23 protein-coding genes are annotated in these 23,486 nt (G+C 68.0%); 6 read left to right on the top strand and 17 right to left on the bottom strand.

The genetic code is table 11. The annotated features are described in order from the left end of the window. The first annotated feature begins 7 nt into the window (after window positions 1-7). Window positions 8-490 carry an Lrp/AsnC family transcriptional regulator gene (locus BLA15945_RS25740; RefSeq protein ID WP_059238854.1) on the top strand — a complete coding sequence of 161 codons (483 nt, stop codon included), beginning with the start codon at window positions 8-10 and terminating at the stop codon, window positions 488-490. Between the two features lie 83 nt (window positions 491-573). Here the strand turns inward: BLA15945_RS25740 and garD are convergent, their stop codons facing one another. Continuing rightward, window positions 574-2,127 (bottom strand): galactarate dehydratase, encoded by a 1,554-nt coding sequence (garD, locus tag BLA15945_RS25745; protein ID WP_059238852.1) that lies wholly within the window; start codon window positions 2,125-2,127, stop codon window positions 574-576. 230 nt (window positions 2,128-2,357) lie between these two features. Here garD and kdgD point away from each other — a divergent pair, with 230 nt between their 5' ends. Further along, window positions 2,358-3,272 carry a 5-dehydro-4-deoxyglucarate dehydratase gene (gene kdgD, locus BLA15945_RS25750; protein WP_174993700.1) on the top strand — a complete coding sequence of 305 codons (915 nt, stop codon included), beginning with the start codon at window positions 2,358-2,360 and terminating at the stop codon, window positions 3,270-3,272. Window positions 3,273-3,401: 129 nt separating this feature from the next. Here the strand turns inward: kdgD and BLA15945_RS25755 are convergent, their stop codons facing one another. Both BLA15945_RS25755 and BLA15945_RS25760 read right to left on the bottom strand, forming a co-directional pair. Then, window positions 3,402-3,953 (bottom strand): hypothetical protein, encoded by a 552-nt coding sequence (locus BLA15945_RS25755; RefSeq protein ID WP_174993701.1) that lies wholly within the window; start codon window positions 3,951-3,953, stop codon window positions 3,402-3,404. 194 nt (window positions 3,954-4,147) lie between these two features. Then, window positions 4,148-5,725 (bottom strand): aldehyde dehydrogenase (NADP(+)), encoded by a 1,578-nt coding sequence (locus BLA15945_RS25760; protein WP_174993702.1) that lies wholly within the window; start codon window positions 5,723-5,725, stop codon window positions 4,148-4,150. Between the two features lie 248 nt (window positions 5,726-5,973). Here BLA15945_RS25760 and BLA15945_RS25765 point away from each other — a divergent pair, with 248 nt between their 5' ends. Next, window positions 5,974-7,353 carry an MFS transporter gene (locus tag BLA15945_RS25765; protein ID WP_174993703.1) on the top strand — a complete coding sequence of 460 codons (1,380 nt, stop codon included), beginning with the start codon at window positions 5,974-5,976 and terminating at the stop codon, window positions 7,351-7,353. A gap of 53 nt (window positions 7,354-7,406) precedes the next feature. Here BLA15945_RS25765 and BLA15945_RS25770 read toward each other — a convergent pair whose 3' ends face one another. Then, on the bottom strand, window positions 7,407-8,132 hold the full coding sequence (locus BLA15945_RS25770) for a site-2 protease family protein (RefSeq protein WP_174993704.1): 726 nt from the start codon (window positions 8,130-8,132) through the stop codon (window positions 7,407-7,409). Continuing rightward, on the bottom strand, window positions 8,129-9,082 hold the full coding sequence (locus BLA15945_RS25775) for a DUF2167 domain-containing protein (RefSeq protein ID WP_059238839.1): 954 nt from the start codon (window positions 9,080-9,082) through the stop codon (window positions 8,129-8,131). Before BLA15945_RS25775 ends, BLA15945_RS25770 begins: the two co-directional genes overlap by 4 nt. A 201-nt stretch (window positions 9,083-9,283) precedes the next feature. Here BLA15945_RS25775 and BLA15945_RS25780 point away from each other — a divergent pair, with 201 nt between their 5' ends. Then, window positions 9,284-10,132 carry a helix-turn-helix domain-containing protein gene (locus tag BLA15945_RS25780; RefSeq protein ID WP_174993762.1) on the top strand — a complete coding sequence of 283 codons (849 nt, stop codon included), beginning with the start codon at window positions 9,284-9,286 and terminating at the stop codon, window positions 10,130-10,132. A gap of 51 nt (window positions 10,133-10,183) precedes the next feature. Here BLA15945_RS25780 and BLA15945_RS25785 read toward each other — a convergent pair whose 3' ends face one another. Continuing rightward, window positions 10,184-10,816: a LysE family translocator gene (locus BLA15945_RS25785; protein ID WP_174993705.1), complete on the bottom strand. Its 633-nt coding sequence runs from the start codon at window positions 10,814-10,816 to the stop codon at window positions 10,184-10,186. Between the two features lie 155 nt (window positions 10,817-10,971). Between BLA15945_RS25785 and BLA15945_RS25790 the strand changes: the two genes are divergently transcribed. Continuing rightward, entirely contained in the window at window positions 10,972-11,436 is a 465-nt protein-coding gene (locus tag BLA15945_RS25790) for an Lrp/AsnC family transcriptional regulator (protein WP_174993706.1), read from the top strand. On the opposite strand, the gene BLA15945_RS25795 is transcribed toward BLA15945_RS25790, so the two are convergent. Genes BLA15945_RS25795 through zigA form a run of 5 tightly spaced genes read right to left on the bottom strand, consistent with a single transcriptional unit; the run spans window position 11,433 to window position 16,128 of the window. Further along, window positions 11,433-12,803: a dihydroorotase gene (locus BLA15945_RS25795; RefSeq protein ID WP_174993707.1), complete on the bottom strand. Its 1,371-nt coding sequence runs from the start codon at window positions 12,801-12,803 to the stop codon at window positions 11,433-11,435. The two genes, BLA15945_RS25790 and BLA15945_RS25795, sit on opposite strands and share 4 nt — an antisense overlap. Before the next feature lie 3 nt (window positions 12,804-12,806). Continuing rightward, the gene (locus BLA15945_RS25800) at window positions 12,807-13,367 is read right to left on the bottom strand and encodes a gamma carbonic anhydrase family protein (RefSeq protein ID WP_059238830.1); all 561 of its coding nucleotides are present in this window, start codon (window positions 13,365-13,367) and stop codon (window positions 12,807-12,809) included. After that, window positions 13,364-13,945 (bottom strand): 6-pyruvoyl trahydropterin synthase family protein, encoded by a 582-nt coding sequence (locus tag BLA15945_RS25805; RefSeq protein ID WP_174993708.1) that lies wholly within the window; start codon window positions 13,943-13,945, stop codon window positions 13,364-13,366. The genes BLA15945_RS25800 and BLA15945_RS25805 overlap by 4 nt, the downstream gene beginning before the upstream one ends. Then, window positions 13,939-14,859 carry a GTP cyclohydrolase FolE2 gene (folE2, locus tag BLA15945_RS25810; protein WP_174993709.1) on the bottom strand — a complete coding sequence of 307 codons (921 nt, stop codon included), beginning with the start codon at window positions 14,857-14,859 and terminating at the stop codon, window positions 13,939-13,941. The genes BLA15945_RS25805 and folE2 overlap by 7 nt, the downstream gene beginning before the upstream one ends. A gap of 60 nt (window positions 14,860-14,919) precedes the next feature. Then, on the bottom strand, window positions 14,920-16,128 hold the full coding sequence (zigA, locus tag BLA15945_RS25815; RefSeq protein WP_174993710.1) for a zinc metallochaperone GTPase ZigA: 1,209 nt from the start codon (window positions 16,126-16,128) through the stop codon (window positions 14,920-14,922). Window positions 16,129-16,359: 231 nt separating this feature from the next. On the opposite strand from zigA, the gene BLA15945_RS25820 reads away from it, so the two are divergent. Continuing rightward, window positions 16,360-17,175: a hypothetical protein gene (locus BLA15945_RS25820; RefSeq protein WP_174993711.1), complete on the top strand. Its 816-nt coding sequence runs from the start codon at window positions 16,360-16,362 to the stop codon at window positions 17,173-17,175. 16 nt (window positions 17,176-17,191) lie between these two features. On the opposite strand, the gene BLA15945_RS25825 is transcribed toward BLA15945_RS25820, so the two are convergent. Genes BLA15945_RS25825 through BLA15945_RS25850 form a run of 6 tightly spaced genes read right to left on the bottom strand, consistent with a single transcriptional unit; the run spans window position 17,192 to window position 23,397 of the window. After that, window positions 17,192-18,403, bottom strand: a complete 1,212-nt coding sequence (locus tag BLA15945_RS25825; RefSeq protein WP_174993712.1) for an acyl-CoA dehydrogenase family protein — start codon at window positions 18,401-18,403, stop codon at window positions 17,192-17,194. After that, a complete protein-coding gene (locus tag BLA15945_RS25830) occupies window positions 18,400-19,242 on the bottom strand; it encodes a hypothetical protein (RefSeq protein ID WP_174993713.1) in 843 nt (280 codons plus the stop codon). The genes BLA15945_RS25825 and BLA15945_RS25830 overlap by 4 nt, the downstream gene beginning before the upstream one ends. Window positions 19,243-19,296: 54 nt before the next feature. Beyond that, window positions 19,297-19,953 (bottom strand): methionine ABC transporter permease, encoded by a 657-nt coding sequence (locus BLA15945_RS25835; protein ID WP_152849614.1) that lies wholly within the window; start codon window positions 19,951-19,953, stop codon window positions 19,297-19,299. Continuing rightward, complete coding sequence (locus BLA15945_RS25840) at window positions 19,946-21,124, bottom strand: methionine ABC transporter ATP-binding protein (protein ID WP_174993714.1); 1,179 nt, start codon at window positions 21,122-21,124, stop codon at window positions 19,946-19,948. The genes BLA15945_RS25835 and BLA15945_RS25840 overlap by 8 nt, the downstream gene beginning before the upstream one ends. 18 nt (window positions 21,125-21,142) lie before the next feature. Continuing rightward, complete coding sequence (locus tag BLA15945_RS25845) at window positions 21,143-22,555, bottom strand: LLM class flavin-dependent oxidoreductase (protein ID WP_059240895.1); 1,413 nt, start codon at window positions 22,553-22,555, stop codon at window positions 21,143-21,145. 11 nt (window positions 22,556-22,566) lie between these two features. After that, complete coding sequence (locus BLA15945_RS25850; protein ID WP_059238813.1) at window positions 22,567-23,397, bottom strand: MetQ/NlpA family ABC transporter substrate-binding protein; 831 nt, start codon at window positions 23,395-23,397, stop codon at window positions 22,567-22,569. Window positions 23,398-23,486 lie beyond the last annotated feature (89 nt).

The following is a 23,486-nucleotide window of genomic DNA, read 5'->3' on the forward strand; positions in this document are numbered from 1 at the left end:
AAATCCGATGAATTCCATTGCCGCGCCGCTCGACGACTTCGATCTGCGGATCCTCGCCCGTCTCCAGCACGACAACCAGATCACCAACCAGGCGCTCGCCGCCGAGATCGGTCTGAGCCCGCCCGCGTGCCTGCGCCGCGTGAAGCGGCTGCGCGACGAGCGCTATATCCAGCAGGACGTTTCCGTCGTCGATCCGAACAAGGTCGGCCTCCCGCTGACCATGCTCGTGCTCGTCCAGGTGGAGCGCGAACGCGTCGACCTGCTCGACGAATTCAAGCGGTTCCTGAAATCGCTGCCGGAAGTCATGCAGTGCTACGTGGTGACGGGCCGCGCCGATTTCGTGCTGATGATCGCGATGCGCGACATCGACCATTACGAAGAATTTTCCACGCGCGTGTTCCGGCAGCACCACAACATCCGTCACTTCGAGACGATGGTGGTGATGTCGCGCGTGAAGGTGGGGCTGTCGCTGCCGATCGGCATCGAGTGACGATCGGCGGCCGCGGCGGCGCGCCGCAATGAAAACGGGCGCCCGAAGGCGCCCGCACCGTCCTGCTGCCACGCCGGCGCGTATCAGGTCACCGGCGCCGGATTGAACAGCGTCAGCGCATTCGCGAGCTTCCATTGCTCGGCCCACGTGCGGCGCTTGCCGCTCGCGACGTCGAGCATCAGCCGGAACAGTTCCCAGCCCGTGTCCTCGATCGTCGCCGCGCCGGTCGCGATCTGCCCCGCGTCGAGATCCATCAGGTCGTGCCAGCGGCGCGCGAGATCGCTGCGCGTCGCAACCTTGATCACCGGTACCTGCGCGAGGCCATACGGCGTGCCGCGGCCCGTCGTGAAGATGTGCAGGTTCATCCCGGCCGCGAGCTGCAGCGTGCCGCAGATGAAATCGCTCGCGGGCGTCGCCGCGTACAGCAGCCCCTTCTGCCGCGCGCGATCGCCGGGACGCACGACGCCGGCGATCGGCGCGCTGCCCGACTTCACGATCGACCCCATCGCCTTCTCGACGATGTTCGACAGGCCGCCCTTCTTGTTGCCGGGCGTCGTGTTCGCGCTGCGGTCGACGCGGCCGCGCTGCAGGTAGCGGTCGTACCAGTCCATCTCGCGGATGATCTCGCGCGCAACGTCCTCGTTCGCCGCACGCGACGTGAGCTGCGCGACGCCGTCGCGCACTTCGGTCACTTCCGAGAACATGATCGTCGCGCCGGCCCGCACGAGCAGGTCGGCCGCGAAGCCGACGGCCGGGTTCGCGGTGAGCCCCGAAAACGCGTCGCTGCCGCCGCACTGCACGCCGACGACGAGATCAGACGCCGGGCACGTCTCGCGGCGGCGGCGGTTCAGCCGCTCGAGATGCGCTTCGGCCATCTTCATGATCGAGTCGATCATCGAGTTGAAGCCGACGTGCGCGGCGTCCTGCAGGCACACGACGCCGCCGTTGCCGGCCGCGCCGTCGGCGGTCACCGGAATCGCGCCGGGCGGCAACAGGCGCTCGGGCTGCAGCTTCTCGCAGCCGAGGCTCACGGTCATCACTTCGCCGCCGAAGTTCGGATTCAGGCTGATGTTGCGCAGCGTGCGGATCGGGATGTCGGCGTCGGGCGCGTCGATCGCGACGCCGCAGCCGTACGTGTGCTCGAGCCCGACCACATCGTCGACGTTCGGGTAGCGCGGCAGCAGTTCGTCCTTGATCCGCTTCACCGCATGCTCGACGACGCCCGACACGCACTGCACGGTCGTCGTGATCGCGAGGATGTTGCGCGTGCCGACCGAGCCGTCGGCGTTGCGGAAGCCCTCGAACGTATAGCCTTCGAGCGGCTCGAGCGGCGGCGCGGCACGCGTCGCGAGCGGCAGGTCGTCGAGCCCCGGCGGCTCGGGCATGCGCATCGTGCGCTCGTTGACCCAGCTGCCGCGCCGCAGGTCGGTCAGCGCGTAGCCGATCACCACGTTGTAGCGGACGACCGGGTCGCCGGCCGCGAGATCGACGAGCGCGACCTTGTGCCCTTGCGGCACGCCTTCGCACAGCGTCAGCCCGTCGGCGAACGTCGCACCTTCGGGCAGGCCGCCGTCGTTGACGACGATCGCAACGTTGTCGTCCGGGTGCACGCGGATGTAGAGAGGGGAAGCAGTCATTGCAATTCCTGAAGGCAATCGGCCATATTGTTAGTCATCATACGACATTCAACCTCAACCGGCGATGCTGCGTAAACCCTTATCCGGAAAGACCCTACCCTTGATCGGCCAGCAAACCGCTTGCGCCACCCTTCCCCTCGTTGTACGATGACATACAACGACATCGCCAATTCGGCTCGTATGCCGTTCCCGACGAACCCAGCACTCGCGCTAGACGGACGACCCCAACCATGACTTCACCGCAAGAACTCAAACAGATCATCTCCCACGGCCTGCTGTCGTTTCCGCTGACGGATTTCGACGCCGACGGCAGCTTCCGCCCGACCACCTACGCCGAGCGCCTGGAATGGCTGGCGCCGTACGGCGCGAGCGCGCTGTTCGCGGCCGGCGGCACCGGCGAATTCTTCTCGCTCACGCAGCGCGAGTATTCGGACGTGATCCGCGTCGCGACGGAAACCTGCAAGGGCAAGGTGCCGATCCTCGCCGGCGCGGGCGGCGCGACGCGCGTCGCGATCGAATATGCGCAGGAAGCCGAGCGCCTCGGCGCAAGCGGCGTGCTGCTGATGCCGCACTACCTGACCGAAGCGAGCCAGGAAGGGATCGCCGAGCACGTCGAGCAGGTGTGCCGCGCGCTGAAGATCGGTGTGGTGGTGTACAACCGCGCGAATTCGAAGCTGAACGCCGACATGCTCGAGCGCCTCGCCGACCGTTGCCCGAACTTGATCGGCTTCAAGGACGGCGTCGGCGAGATCGAGAGCATGGTCACGATCCGCCGCCGCCTCGGCGACCGGTTCGCGTACCTCGGCGGCCTGCCGACGGCGGAAGTCTATGCCGCCGCGTACAAGGCGCTCGGCGTGCCGGTGTACTCGTCGGCCGTGTTCAACTTCATCCCGAAGACGGCAATGGAATTCTACGAAGCGATCGCAAAGGACGACCACGCGACGGTCGGCCGCCTGATCGACGATTTCTTCCTGCCGTACCTGAAGATCCGCAACCGCCGCGCGGGCTATGCGGTCAGCATCGTCAAGGCGGGCGCGAAGCTCGTCGGCCACGACGCGGGACCGGTGCGTGCGCCGCTCATCGACCTCACCGACGCGGAAGCGGCCGAGCTCGACGTGCTGATCAAGAAGATGGGCCCGCAGTAAGCGAGGTTCGCCGGCGGCGCGGCCGGCAATCCTGCATCGCGGCCGGCACTCGCCGGCCGCGATCGTTTGTTGCCTTCCCTTTCTTTTCCGCAATGACGCACGCATCCGCCGCGATGCATGCCGTCGCCGTCACATCTGCGCGATGATCCCGACGATCCGGTAGCGCACGTTCCCCAGCTTCACCCGTGTCGCCGCGATCTGGCCCTGCGCGCCCGTCCGTGCGCGCGATTTCGATTCGCCGTCGAGGATCTGCCCGAGCACGTCGCGGTCGACGACCGCATCGAAGAAACGGCCGACCGTGATCGTCGCCGACTGCTTCGCGGTCGCGAGCTGGCTGTTCGCCTGCATCAGCGCCTCGGTGCGCAGGCCCGGGTCGCGTTCGTCGATGCCGCGCCGGTACTGAAGCGCGAACACCAGCGCTTCCATGTCCTGCCGGAAACGGCGGACAGCCTGTCCGAACACGAGCGAATGCGCGTCGGCGCCCATGACGAGCCGCCCCTGGTTGATCGTTACGTCGAATTCGCTGCCGCCGAGGTCGCGCTGGAATTCCTGCAGCGCGTTCGCGAGCACGCGCCCTTCGCTGTACTGGCCGATCTGGGTGCGCACGGATGTCGCGACGTCGCCGATCGCTTTCCACAATCCGGCCGCGAACAGGTGATCGCCACGCTTGTTGATGTTCATTGGAGGGTTCCCTCGTTGTCTTTTGTCGGTCTCTCAGGCTCGCCTGCGGGCCGGGCGGCCCGAGGCATCGCTACTGTAGGAGAAATTCCGGCGACGCGAAAGGCACCCTGAAAAAAGCGGAGGCGACCTGCCGGCCGCCTCCGCTTTCGCTCATCCGGCGAGCAGCCCGGCGCTCGGCGACGGGCTGCCTCCCGTTATTCCGCCTTCCCGTCCCGCAGACGCGGAATCGCCAGCGGATTGCCGTCCTGCAACCCGTCGGGCAGCAGGTCGTCCGGGAAATCCTGGTAGCACACGGGCCGCAGGAAACGCTCGATCGCCGTTGCGCCGACCGACGTGACGGCCGGGTTCGACGTCGCGGGGAACGGGCCGCCATGCACCATCGCATCGCACACCTCGACGCCGGTCGGATAGCCGTTGACGAGCAGACGCCCGGCCTTGCGTTCGAGGATCGGCAGCAGACGGCGTGCGAGCGGCTTGTCGTCGGCGTCCATCTGCAGCGTGGCGGTCAGCTGGCCTTCGAGCGCGTCGAGCACGCGCGCGACTTCGTCGAGATCGCGGCAACGCACGATCAGCGACGCCGGCCCGAACACCTCGTGGCTGAACGCCTGCTCGGCCAGGAACGCCTGCGCGGCGACTTCGTACAGCGCGCCGCCCGCCTGGCATTCGGTCTGCGCCGCCTCGCCCGCGCCGACTTCGCGCACGCCCGCCAGTTCGGCCAGCTTGCCGCGGCCGTTGCGGTACGCATCGGCAATGCCGCGCGTGAGCATCACGCCGGCCGGCTTCTTCGCGAGCGCCTGCGCGGCGACGGTTTCGAAGCGGTCGAGATCGGGGCCGTCGATCGCCAGCACGAGGCCCGGGTTCGTACAGAACTGGCCGACGCCGAGCGTCAGCGAATCGACGAAGCCCGTCGCGATCGCGTCGCCGCGCGCGGCAAGCGCGGCCGGGAACAGCACGACCGGGTTGATGCTGCTCATTTCCGCGTAGACGGGAATCGGCTGCGGACGCGCATTCGCGAGGTGCACAAGCGCCATGCCCCCCTGCCGCGAACCGGTGAAGCCGACAGCCTGGACCGCCGGATGGCTGACGAGTGCCGCGCCGATCACGCGGCCGGGGCCCACCAGCAGCGAGAACACGCCTGCCGGCATGCCGGTTTTCGCGACGGCGGCGCGAATCGCGCGGCCGACCAGTTCGGACGTGCCGAGGTGCGCCTCGTGCGCCTTCACGATCACCGGGCAGCCGGCCGCGAGTGCCGACGCGGTATCGCCGCCGGCCACCGAGAATGCGAGCGGGAAGTTGCTCGCGCCGAACACGACGACGGGCCCGAGCGCGACTTTCTGCAAGCGCAGGTCCGAACGCGGCAGCGGCGTGCGCGCGGGCTGCGCGGGATCGATGGACGCGGCGAGGAAGCGCCCGTCGCGCACGACGCGTGCGAACAGCCGGAGCTGGCCGACGGTGCGGCCGCGCTCGCCCTGCAGCCGCGCGACGGGCAGGCCCGTTTCGGCGTGCGCGCGCTCGATCAGCGCGTCGCCGAGCGCGACGATTTCATCGGCGATCGCGTCGAGAAACGCCGCGCGGGCCGCGAGCGGCTGCGCGCGGTACGCATCGAACGCGTCGCGCGCGAGTTCGCACGCGCGGTCGACATCGGCCTGCGTCGCGACGCCGAATGCCGGCGCGTCGATCGGCGCGCCCTTCGTCGGGTCGAACGCGCGCAAGGTTCCGGCCGAGCCGGCCACTGCGTCGGCGCCGATCAGCATCTCTCCTGTCAGTTGCATGGGGTGTGCTCCGTGGTTCGGGAATGGATTGCCCATTGTAGCCCAACAGATACGATGTCTGCCGACATCATTTCATGTTTTGGACCACCGGCCGGGCAACTGCCGATAGGCTCGAGATCCTTACCCGGTCAGTCTAACCGCGAAATATTAACCGTCTCACGGGATCTTCCAGAGGGAAAACCCGAGGTTTCTGCGTCCGGGCATTGCTCATAAACTTCGGCTCATGTCATACGACGACGTACATTAAAGTGCCTAATCAAACCACCCCTCGCGATCTTCCGCTCGACCTCGCGCGCACCGCGCGCCGGACCGCCGTGCGTTACTGGATCCTGGCGATGCTGTTCGTCGTCACGACGCTCAACTATGCGGACCGCGCGACGCTGTCGATCACCGGCACGCCGATCCGCAAGGCATTCGGCATCGATCCGGTGACGATGGGCTACATCTTCTCGGCGTTCAGCTGGGCATACGTGCTCGCGCAACTGCCGAGCGGCTGGCTGCTCGACCGCTTCGGCGCGCGGCGCGTGTACGCGGCGAGCATCTTCCTGTGGTCGGCGTTCACGCTGCTGCAAAGCACGATCGGCCTCGGCGGCAGCGCCGCGTTCGCGGTCGCCGCGCTGTTCGCGATGCGCTTCGCGGTCGGCATCGCCGAAGCGCCCGCGTTCCCCGCCAATGCAAAAGTCGTCGCAAACTGGTTCCCGACCGCCGAGCGCGGCACCGCGTCGGCGATCTTCAATGCCGCGCAGTACTTCGCGGCCGTCGTGTTCTCGCCGCTGATGGCATGGCTCACGCATGCGTACGGCTGGCACCAGGTGTACCTGTGGCTCGGCCTGGCCGGCATCGCGCTCGCGTGCCTGTGGCTGCGCGTCATGAAAGACCCGGCCGACCATCCGGCCGTGAACCGTGCGGAACTCGACCATATCGAACAGGGCGGCGGGCTCGTGCGCTCCACGGTGCGCGGCGCCGACGGCACGCGCGCGGAGGGCAGCCGCGTCGCCGGCTGGTACTACGTGCGCCAGTTGCTGTCGAACCGGATGCTGATCGGCGTGTACCTCGGCCAGTACTGCGTGAACGTGCTCACGTACTTCTTCCTCACCTGGTTCCCGATCTACCTCGTGCAGGCACGCGGGATGTCGCTGCTGAAGGCGGGCTTCATGACGTCGCTGCCCGCGATCTGCGGGTTCCTCGGCGGCGTACTCGGCGGGTTGCTGTCGGATGGTTTGATCCGGCGCGGCGTGTCGCTGACGCTCGCGCGCAAGATTCCGATCGTCGGCGGGATGGCGCTGTCGATGGCGATCATCGGCTGCAACTATGTCGACAGCGAAGTGCTCGTGATCGTGCTGATGGCCGTGTCGTTCTTCGGCAAGGGAATCGGCTCGCTCGGCTGGGCCGTCGTCGCCGACACCGCGCCGAAGGAAGCGATCGGGTTGTCGGGCAGCCTGTTCAACATGTTCGGCAATACCGCGGGCATCGTCGCGCCGATCGCGATCGGCTACCTCGTCGGCGCGAGCGGCTCGTTCAACGGCGCGCTCGTGTTCGTCGGGCTGAATGCGCTCGTCACCGTGTTCAGCTATCTCGTGATCGTGAAGGACATCAAACGCGTCGAATTGCGTCATCGCGACGCCTGAGGATCGACCTCCCAAGGAACGGCGGCCGCTTTCACGCGGCCGCCGTTCTTGCATCAGGTCGACGAATGCGCGACGCTCAGCATGTCGTGCACGCCGGACGTCATCAGCGCAAGAAACGCGAGCAGGCCAACGTAGCAGAGTGCGTAGGTCGTCTTCGTCTCGACCGACGTCGCGTAGTACACGCGGTTCTCCGGCGCGTCGGGATCGAAGCGCCATGCGCGCCGCAGTTGCGGCAGCGCGAGGATCGCCATCACGATCAGCAGCGGGCTCGGGCGATACACGAACAGCGCAATCAGCACGGGTACGCCCGCGAACCAGATGCGCGGCGACAGCACAGCAGTGATCCGTCCGCCGTCGAACGGCGACAGCGGAATCATATTGAACAGGTTCAGGAAGAAACCCGTATACGACAGCGCGAGCAACAGGTTGCTGTCGTAGTGGCGCGCGGCCGCGTAGCAGGCCAGCGCGCCGAGCGTGCCGACAAACGGCCCGGCCAGCCCGACGTACGCCTCGGTTTCCGCATCGTGCGGCAGCTCCTTCAACTGGATCCACGCGCCGACGAACGGAATGAAGGTCGGCAGCCCGACGTCGAGCCCGCGCCGCTGCGCGGCAATGTAGTGACCGGCCTCGTGCACCAGCAGCAGCGCGACGAAACCGGCCGCGAACCGCCAGCCGTAGAACAGCGCATAGACCGCGATCGACGCGAGCATGGTGCCCGCCGACACGAGCACCTTGCCAAGCTTGAGGCCGCCGAAGATCAGCAGCAACAGCTTCGTCATTCCTTGCGCTCCGTGACGGCTGCGTCGGACGCGTCGGCGACGGCCGGCACCGCGGCCGGCTTCGGCTTGCGCCCGAAGAAGCGCTTGAGCGCCGCGCCGCCGGCCAGCAGCGCGACCGCGCCGATCTTGAAGAACTTCACCGCGAACGCGCCGATCAGCGCGAGCAGGCCGAGCTTCTTCGCGCCGACGCCGACGATCAGCGCCGCGAGGCCGTACTCGGCAACGTGGTCGGTCGACTTGTTGAAGTCGGCGTAGCGCTTGCCGTCGTTGAAGCGGATGTTCGACAGCAGGTCGTCGGCCGACGCCTTGTATTTCGGCAGGTCGGCAAGCGTCGACGCCATCGTCAGCGACAGGTAGCCGTCGCGGCCGAGCACGAGCGTCCGGTAGTTCACGCCGTCGTTCTCGGCGTTCGGCGCCGCGCCCTTGTCGCGGATGATCGCGGACCACACGAGCCGGTGCGTGGCCGCGTCGTACGCGGGAGCCTTCGCCCAGCCGACCACTTCGGTTTCCGGCAGGCCGCGCTCCTTGCGCCCGGGGTTGTCTTCCTCGGTGCCGGACTGCAGGCTTTTCAGCAGTTCGTCGGGCTTCCAGTCCTTTGCGTCGTCGTCGCGGATATAGCCGCTCGGCTCGAACGACACGACGGAAATCCAGTCGGCGTCGGGGTCGTCGGGCAGCACGAGGCCGACCAGTTTCGATTCGTCGATCGAGTTGCCCATCGAGCGCAGGTAGCGGCCGGCTTCCGCGGCCGGCACGAACGACTCGCCGGCCTTCAGCTTCAGCACGGCTTCGTGTTTCACGTCGATGTCGGTCGGCCCTTTCACGACCGCTTCGTTGGCAGCCGCGGCAGCGGCCCTCATTTCCACCTGCGCAGCTTCGGTCTGCGCGTGGCCGCTGGTCGCGGCAAGTGCGAGCGTCGCCACGCAGGCGAGCCGGACGGCAAGTTTTTTCATTGTTGGATTCCCCTGGAATGCCTTGTTGTGAATGTGCACGGCAACCGGCCCATGCGTGGTCTCGCGGGCCCGGTGCCGCCTCTCAGTTGGCACGGTCGTCATGGTAACGCAGCGCCGCGACTCGCCCGCGCCCGGGGAGCAGCGCGATGCTTACCTGGCAGGTAATGCCCAAGGCGCGCGGGATTGCCTATCATCGGCATCATGAACCCGACCGCCGCCCTCCATTCGCCCACTCCGTCCGCCGGCCGCGCGTCCGGCATCGGCCCGCTGCTGCGCACGTGGCGGCAACGCCGGCGCCTGAGCCAGATGGCGCTCGCGCTCGACGCGGAAGTGTCCGCGCGCCACCTCAGCTTCGTCGAATCGGGTCGCGCGCAGCCGAGCCGCGACATGGTGCTGCATCTCGCCGAGCGCCTCGACGTGCCGCTGCGCGAACGCAATGCGCTGCTCGTCGCGGCCGGTTTCGCGCCGCTGTTTCGCGAACGGCCGTTTTCGGACCCGCAGCTCGATGCCGCGCGCCACGCGGTCGAAGCGGTGCTGCGCGGCCACGAGCCGTACCCGGCGCTCGCAGTGGACCGCCACTGGACGCTACTCGCCGCGAACCGGATGCTCGGCGCGCTGGTCGCGCAGGCCGATCCGGCGCTGCTGCAGCCGCCCGTCAACGTGCTGCGGCTGAGCCTGCATCCGGACGGCCTCGCGCCGCAGATCGTCAACTGGCATGAATGGCGCGCGCACATCCTGCATCGGCTGCAACGGCAGATCGATGCGAGCGGCGACCGCACGTTGCATGCGCTGCGCGACGAGCTCGCCGCGTATCCGGCGCCGGCCGGCCAGCCCGACGACCCGCCGGCGCGCGCCGATTTCGCGGATATCGCCGTGCCGCTGCGGCTGCGCACCGCGGCCGGCGAACTGACGTTCTTCAGCACGACGACGGTGTTCGGCACGCCGGTCGACGTGACGCTGTCGGAACTCGCGATCGAGGCGTTCTTTCCGGCGAATCCGGACACGGTGGACGCGATGCGGGCGCTGGCGGACGCATCGCCGGCACAGTAACGCGTGCTGTCGGCGCCATCGCGCCGGCGGCACGCGTCGAGGTAACGGCGATCAGCGGCGCTCGAGCGCCAGCTTCACACCAAGCCCCAGCAGGACCACGCCGCTGACGCGATGCATGCGCGTCAGGATGCGCGGGTTGCGGCGGATCGACGCCGACAGCAGGCCGGCGAACAACGCGACGGGCCCCTTGACGAGAAACGTCAGGCCGGCAAACGTCGCGCCCAGCACGAACAGCGACAGCATCGGATGTGCGGCGCCCGCCGGCACGAATTGCGGCAGGAACGCCAGATAGAAAAGCGCGACCTTCGGATTCGACACGTTGGACAACGCGCCTTGCGCGAACGTGCGAAGCCGCGATGCCTGCGCACCGCCGTTGCCGCTGCTCGCGAGCGTCCGTTCACCCGACGAGCGCAACAGCGTGATGCCGAGATACAGCAGGTACACCGCGCCGATCACCTTCAGCGCCGTAAACAGCCATTCGGATGCCTGAAGCAGCGCGCCCAGCCCGAGCGTCGCGAGCATCGTATGCACGAGCAGACCGACGCTGACGCCCGCGGCCGTCACGAGGCCCGCGCGCGTGCCGCCGGACAGCGTGCGCGACATCACGAGAACCATGTCCTGGCCCGGCGTGACGATGATCAGAAGCGACGTTGCGATGAACGGTAGCCAGGATAGATGCGACATGGGAGAGCTCCTGAACGGGATCGCCGACGGGCGGGAATCGCCCGGCCGGTGGTCAGATTATCGGCGCCCTTCCGTGGAGATTGGATGCGAATTTGGCTACTTGAGATAGGTGATTTGGAGCTATTCTCCAGTATCAACGGATTCGATAGTCAAAAATGTCAACCAAACTGGACGCGATCGACCGGCGCATTCTGCGTGCGCTGCAACAGAATTCGAGCCAGACCAATGCCGAACTCGCGCAACAGGCCGGGCTGTCGGCCACCCCCTGCCTGCGCCGCGTGCATCTGCTCGAGGAACAGGGCGTGATCGACGCGTATGTCGCGCTGCTGAATCCCGCCGCCGTCGACCTGCGATTCACCGCGTTCGTGCGCGTCACGCTCGAGCGCCAGGACAAGACGACCGTCGAACGCTTCGCGCGCGAGATGGAGCAGGCGCCCGAAGTGCTCGAATGCCACCTGATGGCCGGCAGCTACGACTATCTGCTGCGCGTGATCGCGCGGGATCTCGACGATTACCAACGCTTCCAGATGGAGACGCTCACGCAGATCGAAGGCGTCCGCAACGTCGAGACCGAGATTCCGCTGAAGCGCATCAAGCAGACGGTTCGCCTGCCGATCTAGGTGTCCAGAAACGTCACGGCCTCCCCGGCCGGCTGCCCGTTCAGCGCACCGTCTCTCACGACGACCTGCCCGCGCACAACCGTATGCACGGGCCAGCCCGTGACCGCGCATCCGTCGTAAGGCGTCCAGCCGCTCACGCTGGCGATCCAGTCGTCGCGAATGATCCGCCGCGCGCGCAGGTCGACGATGCTGAAATCGGCGTCGTAGCCCGGCGCGATGCGCCCCTTCCCTTCGATGCCGAAAATGCGCGCCGGCCCGGCGCTGGTCAGGTCGACCAGCCGTTCGAGGCTCAACCGGCCCGCATGCACGTGGTCGAGCAGCAGCGGCAACAGCGTCTGCACGCCGGTCATCCCGCTTGGCGACTGCGGATACGGGCGGCGTTTTTCGTCACGCGTATGCGGCGCATGATCGCTGCCGATCACGTCGACCACGCCATCGCGGACGGCCCGCCACAGCGCATCCCGATGATGCCGTTCGCGCACGGGCGGATTCATCTGCGCGAACGTGCCGAGCCGCTCGTAGCAATCGGGCGCATGCAGGCTCAGGTGGTGCGGCGTGACTTCGACCGTCACGCGCCGCCGATGTTGCGCAAGAAACGCCATCTCGTCCGCCGTGGACACATGCAGCACGTGCAGCCGGCGGCCGGTCTCGGCAGCCAGCCCGACGATGCGCCGCGTCGCGCTCAGCGCGCTTTCCTCGTCGCGCCAGCGCGGATGGTCGCGCACGTCGCCGCTCGCTTCCACGATCGCCTTGCGCTCGCGCAGCCGCGCCTCGTCCTCCGCATGCACGGCCATGCGCCGCCGCCCGTTGCGCAGGATCCGGCGCAACACGGTTTCGTCGTCGGCCAGCAGATCGCCGAACGAACTCCCCATGAACACCTTCACGCCCGCGCAGCCGGGCAGGCGCTCGAGGTCCGGCAGCCGTTCGGCGTTCACGGCCGAGCCGCCGATGTAGAACGCGTAGTCGCACCACGCACGGCCGCGTGCAAGGTCCAGCTTCGCCTGCAGATCCTGCCCGCTCAACGTCAGCGGATGCGTGTTGGGCATCTCGAAGATCGTCGTGACGCCGCCGAGCACCGCGCCGCGCGTGCCGGCCTCGATGGTCTCCTTGTGCGTCAGCCCCGGTTCGCGAAAATGCACCTGGCTGTCGACGACGCCCGGCAGCACATGCAGTCCACGCGCATCGAGCACGACGTCGGCACTCCAGGTGCCCTGCAGTGCACCCAGCGCGACGACGCGGCCATCCGCGCACGCGACGTCGATCCGTTCGGCGCCGTTGGGCGTCATCACCGCGCCGCCATGCACGAGCAGGTCGACGTGGCGGCGCTTCGGCACGTCGGTTGCTTCACGTCGCATCCACTCGCCCATGACTCAGAACTCGTTCTGGATGTGCTTGTAGCCGAGCACCAGCGCATTGTTCGTGCGCGCGACGTCCTCGGAGAAATCGCTCGCGTCGGCCGTGACCTGCGGCAACGCGGCAAGATCGGTTTCCGGCCCGATGCGCTCGGTCGAACGCACGTAAAAGCCGGGCGGCAGGTGACAGCCGTCGACGACCGCGTTGTAGCGCACGACGCAGCCGTCGTCGATCGTGCAGTTGAACAGCACGCTGTTGAACCCGACGAACACGCCGTCGCCGACCTTGCACGGCCCGTGGACGATCGCGCGATGCGCAATCGACGTATGACGGCCGATCGTCACGCTCGCGCCCGACTTCGAATGGATCACGACGCCGTCCTGGATGTTCGAATGCGCGCCGATCACGATCGGCGCGATCTGGCCGTCGGCATCCGTTTCGTCGGCGCGGATCACCGCGTACGGACCGATGAACACGTTCTCCTCGACGATCACGAGCCCGCACAGGATGGCGGTCGGATCGACGAACGCGTTCGGATGAATCTGCGGCAGGTCGCCGCGCGGGTTCTTGCGGATCATGAGGATTCCTTCTGGGAAACGAGATGGCCGCGCCTGAGCCGCTCGAACAGGCCCGGATCGCGCCACTGCGCGACGATGGCCGGTGCGAACACGATCGCATCGAGGTCGATGCGACCCATGCGCGGGTTGAATGCGTCGTCACGGAAACACTGCGCGTAGCCGGTCTCGGTCTCGTGAACGATGACCGAATGCAGCCGCACGTCGGCTTCGCCGTTCGACATGCGGGTGCACGACAACGCGGCATCGACGAGCCGGAACAGCACACGCGAGAACTGCTCGGCGCTCGGCGACACGGGCAGCGACACCCAGCGTTCGGAATGCCTGCGCATGCTTTCGACGTAGCGCGGATCGTCGTTCGACCACAGCGTCACCGCATGGTCGAACGCATCGATCAGGTCGCGCACGTCGCCCTTGAGCAGCCCGAAGTCGTAGATCATCTGCCCGTGATCCAGCGCATGCGCTTCGAGCAGCAGCTCGACGCGGTACGAATGACCGTGGATCGAATGCGAGCAGCGCCGCGTGCTGCAGCCGCGCACGACGTGCGCATTCTCGAACCGGAACAGCTTGCGGATCAGCATGCGTCGGCGCCTTCGCGAACCGGTGCGGCCCAGGCCACCGCATCGTGCGGATGCAGGCTTTCCAGATGGCGCACGTGAACGCGCGGGTGTGCGTGACGACTTTCCAGCGCAGCCTGTACCCGGCGCGCGGCGTCCTCGACGAACATCAGGTTCCCGCCGTTCAGCACCGCGAACGCCTGCTCGTCCGCGCGCTTGACGGCCGTCTGCACCGGCGTGCCGAGCGCGTGCTCGATGCGATCGATCAGGTCGATCAGCCCCAGCGTCGCGCCATCGGCGGGCAGCGCCACGCTGACGACGGCTTCGCTGCGCTGGCTGTGCGGCGTGGCCAGCGTCGCATGCTGTTTCAGCCATGCGGCAACCGCCGCCGGCTCGACACGAGCCTCGCGCTCGAACGCCGTCAGGAACGCCTGTTCGATCCAATGCCGCGACAACGCGGCCGAGCACGGACACGTCGACGAATAGGCAACCGTCACTTGCGCGCGCAACTCGAACGCGTCGCCCGCAAGCGTCGCATCGACCTGAACCGGGTACGCCTTCCACCCGGCCAGCCCCTCGGTCACGAGCGCCGTGCGGCGGGCCAGCAGATCGAAGCGCAGCCGCACACGCGCGCTGCGCGTGTCGCAGTCGCGATGGCTGTCGACCATCGCACGCAGCACGCGCCGCAGACCGGCCGGTGACAGCGCTTCGCCGTCGGCGAGCCAGTCGAGCAGCCAGTAGAGCCGCGACATGTGAATGCCTTTCACATCCGGCGCAGGCAGATCGACCTGGACGTCGGCGCGCGCATGCACGTCGCGCCGGCAGCCGGGTTCGGCCACCGTCACGGGCAGGTCGATGCCCTGCATGCCGACCCATTCGAGCGGGCGGCGGCCCGGCGCCGCATCGGTCAGGGAAACATCGGGAAGGACTGCATTCATGCTCGGATTCCGGTGGCGCGCCTTCTCCATCCGGATCGATGCAGGAAGCGCGCGTTCAGGTCAGGGCCAGTCGCGAAACGGGCTGTCCCACGTGGTCCAGTGCTCGGGGCCGGTGGCCATCTCGGCGTCGGTCAGGAGACACGCGTCGAAGCGCCCGCGCAGCGCGGGCTCGTCCATGTCCATGCCGATCAGCACGAGCTCCTGGCGCGCGTCGCCGACGCGCTCGTCCCAGCGCGCGCGGATCTGCGCGACGGCTTCGGCGTCCTGCGGCCAGCGCTCGGGCGGCACGGCCGCCCACCAGTGGCCGGCCGGCCCGTGCCGCGCGACCGCGCCGGCCTGCGACCACGACCCGGCGACGGTCGGATGCGTGGCCAGCCAGAAGAACCCTTTCGAGCGGACGACGCCCGGCCATTCGCTTTCGACGAGATCGAAGAAGCGCTGCGGATGGAACGGCCGCCGCGCGCGATAGACGAAGCTGCGGATCCCGTATTCGTCGGTTTCCGGCGTATGCATGCCGCGCATCTCCCGCAACCAGCCCGGCGCGCGCGACGCCTCGTCGAAATCGAACAGGCCCGTATCGAGCACGCGCTCGAGCGGCACCTTGCCGAATTCGGCGATCTCGATCCGCGCACGCGGGTTCAGCCCGCGCAGCAGCGCGATCAGCCGCTCGCGCGCACTGGCGTCGATCAGGTCGATCTTGTTGACCACGATCACGTCGCAGAACTCGATCTGGTCGATCAGCAGATCGACGACCGTGCGCGCATCCTCGTCGCCCATCGATTCGCCGCGCGACTGCAGGCTGTCGCGCGACGCGTAATCGCGCAGGAAATTGAATGCGTCGACCACCGTCACCATCGTGTCGAGCCGCGCGACTTCGCCGAGACTGCGGCCGTCCTCGCCTTCGAACGTGAACGTCTCGGCCACCGGCAGCGGCTCCGAGATGCCGGTCGATTCGATCACGAGCTGGTCGAAGCGCCCTTCGCGCGCGAGCCGATCGACCTCGATCAGCAGATCCTCGCGCAGCGTGCAGCAGATGCAGCCGTTGCTCATCTCGACCAGCTTCTCGTCGGTGCGCGACAGGCCCGCGCCACCGTCGCGGACGAGCGCGGCATCGATGTTGACCTCGGACATGTCGTTGACGATGACCGCGACGCGCCGGCCCTCGCGATTGTTGAGGATGTGGTTGAGCAGTGTCGTCTTGCCCGCGCCGAGGAAGCCGGACAGGACGGTCACGGGAAGCCGCGTGGAGGGAGGCAGTGCGGTACTCATCGGGCGATTCCGGAAGAGGACGTTGAGGAGAGAATGATATATTGTATCGCAACGATATAACATATCATTCCGCGCGTCCAGCATGCCGCTTGCACGGCGCGCGATTCCCGATCCCGCCGGGCACCGGTTCGACGCGAGCGGAAGGCGGCGGCGGCACCGCGCATGTCATGCCGAATGAAAGGTGTGCTTGATAAGCTCTGCGGCGAGACCGCAGGCTGCCCACACCCCATCATGAAAAAGAAAAACCTTGCCGTGTTGTCACTCTGCGCGATGCTGCCCGGCATCGTGCTGGCCCAGTCGATCGCGGCCCCGGCGCTGAAGCCGGGCGATACCTGGACCTACATCAATACCGTCGAAATCGGCCCGAACGGCTGGCGCCAGACGCGCGACCAGATTTCCGTGCAGCGCACCACGTCCGACCACATCTACGTCGAAACGCAGCAAAGCGGCGCGACGCAGGCGCCGCGCGAACTGATCGTTGACTCGGACTGGAGCCGTTCGCGCAGCGTCAACGGCACCGAAACCGTCGTGAACCGCCCGCTGGCGTTTCCGCTGACGGCCGGCAAGACCTGGACGATCAAGTACAGCGAATCGCACCCGAATCCGCAGCATGCGTCGGAAGCGTACGACACGCGTTACAAGGTCGTCGGCCCCGAAACCGTCACCGTGACGGGCGGCAAGTTCGACGCGATCAAGATCGAGGCAGAAGGCACGTGGAAGGCGCAAGCCGCGCCGGGACAGTCGGTCACGTCCGGCGTGTCCCGCAACGCGGGCGGGTCGACGATCGTGATGCAAAGCCACAACAACGGGACGGCGGAAGGGACCGGCAAGACCTACAAGGCGTTCTGGTACGTGCCGGCGGTCGGCCGCTGGGTCAAGTCGGTCGAAGAGTACTACGACACGAACGGCGTGCGGACGGCACGCTATTCGAACGAACTCGCGTCGTACAAGCGCGCCGGGACGGACAGCAGCTCACCGCTGGCCGCCGGGCCTGCGCCCGCTACCGCTACCGTCGCGCCGGACGGCCCGCCGCCCGGCGATCAATGACGGAACGCGCGCTCGCTTACGTATAGAGCGACGCCGGCGGTAGTTCCGCGGTCAGCGCAAACCGGCCGACATCGCGCAGCCGGTAGTCGAGCGGATCGTGCAGCGTATGCGTGCGCGCATTGCGCCAGAAGCGGTCGAGGCCGAGCGACGCGGCCGTCGCGCGCGCGCCGCACGCATCGAACAGCGCTTCGCCGTTGTCGAGCGCCGCGCGCTGCGCGACGATCTTCGCTTCCGATACCGCAAGCGCCACTTCGGCGCGTTCGTCGGCCGTCAGCGCGTCCTGCCGCGACCACGCGCGCTGCAACGCCTCGGCCGCGCGATCGGCCAATACTGCCGCGGCAATCGCCCGCACGCGCATGTCGCCGAAGCGCTGCAGCGTGTACGGATCGTCTTCCGCCTGCGCGACGTCCGCGTGTATCCACGGGCGGCCATGCTGCCGCACGTAATCGCGCGCCTCGGCCAGCGCGCCTTCCGCCAGCCCGACGAACAGGTTCGTCAGCACGAGTTGCGACACGAGCGTGCGCAGCGTCGCGCGCGGCGTCGGCGGCGCCTCGGACCGGTGCAGCACCTCGTCCGGCGCGAGCGTCACGCCGTCGAAGCGCACGCTGCCGCTGTCGGTCTGGCGCTGGCCGACCGGATCCCAGTCCTCGTTGACCGTGATCCCCGGACGGTCGGTCGGCACGACGCCGAACACGGTGCGACCGGTTGCCGGATCATGCGCGGACACCGTCATCCGCTGCGAGCCGCGCGTGCCGGAGCAGAAGCCCTTCACGCCGTCGAGCCGGTAGCCGCCGTCGGGCGTCGCCGTCGCCACGAGCCGCGTGTCGAGCGGATTGACCGCATTGCCCCACCACCAGCGCGCGTCGACGGTGCCGCGCAGGTAGCGTTCGCGCTGCGCGGCGCTGCCCCACACGTCGACGCTCACGACCTGCAGGCACTGGAACCCGACGAGATGCGCGAGCGCGCTGTCGACGCGCGCGACCTGCCGGATCGCGTCGTAGATCGCGGGCCACGCCGCTTCCTGCCCGCCGAACGCGCGCGGCACCGCGAGCGTCAGCAGGCCCGCATCGGCAAGCCACTGTTTCTCCTGCGCCGCGTGGCCGCCCGCGCGGTCGCGCGCGGCGGCGGTCACGCGCAGCGCGTCGATCGCGCGCGCCAGCGCCTCGCGATCGACGGCCGGTGTGTCGGGATCCGGCGCGAAGGTCGCCGGGCCGCGGGGATCGTTCATGCGACAGCGTCCTGTTCAACGGTTTCGCCCGACAGCGGCACCAGCGCATCGATCCGTCGGCCGGTCAGCCGCGCCAGGATCTCGCGCCGCCAGTCGTCATAGATCGCGCGGTATTCGGCGATATCCGCGCCGAACACGTGCGCGGTGTGCGCGTACTCGTCGTGCAGATACCCGTCGAGCCGCGCCTGCGTTTCCTCTTCGGCCGCGATCACGCGATCGATCAGCGCGTCGCGCTCGGCGGGCGGCAACGCCTTCAGCGTGTCGAACCACCACTGGACGATCTGCACGCGATGCCATTCCTCGTCCGGCCGGATCCGGTTCTCGCCGTGCTCGCGCATCGCGCTGTCGCCGATGCGGCCGGTCTTGCGCTGGATCCACAGCTTCGCGAGGATATGCAGCTCGTAATGCCATTCGAACGCGAGAAAACCCGCGAGGTCGCGCACCGCGATGTCGCCGATGCGCGCCCAGTGCGCGGCGACGAGCCGGTCGACTTCCGGCAGCGGATCGCGCCCCGTCAGTTCGGTCACGCGTTCGCGGCCGATCACGGCGTGCGCGCCGTCGTCGCCGAGCTGGCGCGACAGGATCAGCTGGAAATGCGGATCGTCGCGGAACAGCGTGTCGATCGCCTTCGCGACGACCTGCACGATGAACAGGTCGTGCGACGCCATCTTCGTGTAGTAGTCGGCGACGGCGGCCAGCTCGTCGTCGTTGCGCGGCTCGCGCGGCGGTGTGGCGAGCTTGGCCGGGAAGCCCGGACGATAGCGTCGCGCCACGTCGAGAAACAGCGCTTCCTCGAATTCTCCGGTCCATTCGCGCGGCGCGCCGATGGGCAAGGTCATGGGTATCGTTCTCTCAGGATCAGGAATGAAACGAGCGGACGCTCGTGGCGTCGCTCAGGTGCGCCGGGTCACGCGTCGGACCAGGCGGTCGCCCGTGATTTGCACGGCCGAGACGAGCGCGATCAGGATCACGATCACGGTCGCCATGACGGTGGTGTCGAAACGTTGATAGCCGTAGCGGATCGCGAGATCGCCGAGCCCGCCCGCGCCGACGGCGCCCGCCATCGCGGTCGAGCCGATCAGCGCGACGACGGTGATCGTGAAGCCGCCGAGCATGCCGGGCAGCGCCTCCGGCAGCAGCACGTGCCACACGATGTGGCGGCGCTTCGCGCCCATCGCGAGCGCGGCCTCGATCAGCCCGCGATCGACTTCGCGCAGGCTCACTTCGGCGATCCGCGCGAAGAACGGGATCGCGGCGATCGACAGCGGCACGACGGCCGCCCACACGCCGATCGTCGTGCCGATCAGCACGCGCGTGAACGGCAGCAGCGCGACGAGCAGGATGATGAACGGCGTCGAGCGGAACACGTTGACGAGCGCGCCGAGCACCGCGTTCACGCCGCGCCGCGCGTAGATGCCGCCCGGCGCGGTGGTGACGAGGATCACCGCGAGCGGGATGCCGATCAGCGCCGCGATCACGGCCGACGCGGCGACCATCGACAGCGTGTCGCGGATCGCGTCGAGCAGTTCGGGCCACCAGAGCTCAAACATAGCCGAGCACCTCCGCGTGATTCGCATGGCGGCGTGCGCGATCGAGCAGCGCGGCAACGGCGCCGCGCGCGTGCTGCGTGCCGGTATCGTCCACACCGGGCGCGGCCGCGATCACGAGCCGCCCCTGCGCATGGCCTTGAATGCGCTCGATCCCGCCGTGCAGGAATCGCACCGAGCCGCCGAGCGCCGCCGCAAGCGCGCCGACGTCCGGCTCGCCGCCGCTTTCACCCGTATAGCGGACGTCGAGCACGACCTGCGCGCCGTCCGGCAGCGCGGCCTGCTCGGGCAGCGGCTGCACGCGCGCGGCCAGCTCGGCCGGCAGGTCGTGCTGCAGCGTGCTGAGCAGCGCGCGCGTCGCGCCGTGGCGCGGATCGCCGAACACGCGCCACACGGGGCCCGTTTCGACGACTTCACCCTGTTCGATGACCGCAACGGTGTCGCACACCGCACGGATCACTTCCATCTCGTGCGTGATCAGCACGATCGTCAGCCCGAGGCGGCGGTTGATGTCGGCGAGCAGCGCGAGGATCGATTGCGTCGTCTCGGGGTCGAGCGCCGACGTCGCCTCGTCGCACAGCAGCACCTCGGGATCGTGCACCAGCGCGCGGGCAATGCCGACGCGCTGCTTCTGCCCGCCCGACAGGCTCGCCGGGTATGCGTCGCGCTTCGCGGCGAGCCCGACGAGATCGAGCAGCGCCTCGACCTTGCGCACGCGCTCGGCCTTCGGCACGCCGGCGATCTTCAGCGGCAGCGCGACATTTTCGAACACCGTCTTCGCGGACAGCAGGTTGAAATGCTGGAACACCATGCCGGTGCGGCGGCGCAGCGCAACGAGCCCGTCCTCGTCGAGCGCGCCGACGTCGACACCCTGCACGCGCACGCGGCCCGAACTCGGCCGCTCCAGCCCGTTCACGAGCCGCAGCAGCGTCGATTTCCCGGCGCCGCTGCGGCCGATGATCCCGAACACCTCGCCGCGCCGCACATCGAGCGTCACGTCGCGCAGTGCGGCGGCCTGGCCGCGCGGCGTCGCGAATACCTTGCCGACCTGCTCCAGCGACACGGCCACGCCGCCGGCGGCCAACGCGCCCGCTTCCTCATGCGCCGTTACGGCGGCGCCGGCAAGCACGGCCGACGGCTCGATGAAACCCAGCGTATCGAACAATTGCGTCATCGCTTCGCTCCGTCACGTTCAGGCATGCGCGGGATGCGCGGGTTCGGATACGGCTGCCGGCCGGTGCTGCGCGCCGGTGTGCCACGCAGGCAGGCGCGGGCCGGCGCCGAACAGCTTCTCGCGCAGCGTCGGCGCGGGATCGTAGTCTTCCTTGTAGACACCGCGGTTCTGCAGTTCCGGCACGACCCAGTCGACGAAATCCGCGAACGACTCGGGCATCACGGTGCGCGTCAGGTTGAAGCCGTCGATGCCGGTCTCGTCGATCCACGACTGCAGCTCGTCCGCGACCTGTGACGGCGAGCCGACGATCGGCGCATAGCGGCCGCCGAGCGACATCTGTTCGAGCATCCGGCGCACGGTCCACGTACCGGTCGTGCTCTTGCGCGAGATCGCGTCGACGGCCGACTGGATCGAATCGGTCTTCACGTACGAAATCGGCTCGTCCAGGCCGTACTGCGCAAAGTCGATGCCGGTCGAGCTCGCGAAATGCGCGAGGCCGGCTTCGGGGCTCGCATAGCGCCGGTATTCGTCGAACTTCTCTCGTGCGAGCCGTTCGGTCTCGGCCGTCACGACGCTGACGCCCGCGAAGATCTTGATCGATGCCGGGTCGCGCCCCTGCCGTGCAGCCGCCGCGCGAATGTCGAGCGCTGCCGCGCGTGCGGCCGCCTTGCTTTGCCCGTTCACGAACACGCATTCCGCATGACGGCCCGCGAACTCGACGCCGCGCGCGGACGAACCGGCCTGGTACAGCACCGGCGTGCGCTGCAGCGACGGCTCGCTGAGATGAATCGCGTCGATCGAATAGAACGGCCCGTCGTGCTTCACGCGCCGCACCTTGCCCGGCTGCGCGAACACGCGCGCCTGCGCGTCGCGGATCACCGCATCGTCGTCCCAGCTCAGTTCCCACAGCTTGTAGACGACGTCCATGTAGTCGTCCGCGCGCTCGTAGCGGTCGTCGTGGCCGATCTGCTGCGCGAGGCCCATCCCGCGCGCGGCGCTGTCGAGGTAACCGGTGACGATGTTCCAGCCCACGCGGCCTTTCGTCAGATGATCGAGCGTCGACATGCGGCGTGCGAACAGGTAAGGCGGTTCGTAGGTCAGGTTCGCGGTCACGCCGAAGCCGAGATGCCGCGTGACCTGCGCCATCGCGGGCACGAGCAGCAGCGGATCGTTGACGGGCACCTGCACCGATTCGCGCAGCGCGGCATCGGGGCCGCCGCCGAACACGTCGTACACGCCGACGATGTCCGCGAGAAAGATCCCGTCGAACTTGCCGCGCTCGAGCGTCTTCGCGAGATCGGCCCAGTAGTCGAGATCGGTGTAGTGCGCGGAGCGGTCGCGCGGATGCGTCCACAGCCCGTGGTTGATGTGCCCGACGCAGTTCATGTTGAACGCGTTGAGCAGGATCTTCTTGCGGTTCGCCGTCGTCATGCTGGCCTCCGTCACCACGCGATCGCGTACAGCGAGCCGAATGCGTTGTCGAGCGCACGGCGCACGGCCGGCGAGTGCTGGTAGATCGCGATGAACTTGCGAATGCGCGGATCGTTCGCGCTCTCGGGCCGCACGACCCACTGGATCGCGAAGCTCTTGTTCTCGGTGCCGTCGAACAGCAGTGCGCTGTTCGGGTCGGTCGTGCCGGCGAGCTTGATGAAGCTCGGGTAGCCCTGCGCGAGATCGACGTCGTCGAGCGAACGCGCGAGCTGCGACGCTTCGAGCGGGATGATCTTCAGGTGCTTCGGGTTGGCGACGATGTCGTGCGTGGTCGCACGGTAATCGGTGCCCGGCTTCAGCGTGATGAGCCCCGCGCGCTGCAGCAGCAACAGCCCGCGCCCGCCGTTGACCGGATCGTTCGCGATCGCGACGCGCGCGCCGTCCTTCAGCTCGGCGAAGCTTTTCACCTTCTTCGAATAGAGGCCGATCTTCATGATCGTGCCGGGCGCGATCGAGATGAAGTTGTAGCCGCCCTGCTTCTTCGCGTTCTCGAGAAACGGGATGTGCTGGAAGTAGTTGACGTCGATGTCCTTGTTCGCGAGCGCCGCGTTCGGCGTATTCCAGTCGGTGAACTCGACGATCTTGACGTCGAGCCCCTGCTCTTTCGCCTCCTTCGCGGCGATTTTCAGTGCTTCGATCTGCGGGCTGGTCGAGATGCCGACCTTCAGCGGCGCGGTGTCGGCGCGCGCGCCGTTCAGCAGCACGACGCCGAGCAGCGCGGCCATCAGCACGCGGGCCGCGCGGCCGGCGGAAAAGCGGGCGGAAAAAACGGGATGCAGCATGAAACCACTCTCCTGTCCAAAGACGGTATCGACGGATGAGCGACGCCGCGGCGAACGCGCAGGCGTTCTCCGGACAGTCGTCGTCGCGT

Origin of the sequence: Burkholderia arboris (assembly GCF_902499125.1) — a bacterium.
Taxonomy (GTDB): Bacteria; Pseudomonadota; Gammaproteobacteria; order Burkholderiales; family Burkholderiaceae; genus Burkholderia; species Burkholderia arboris.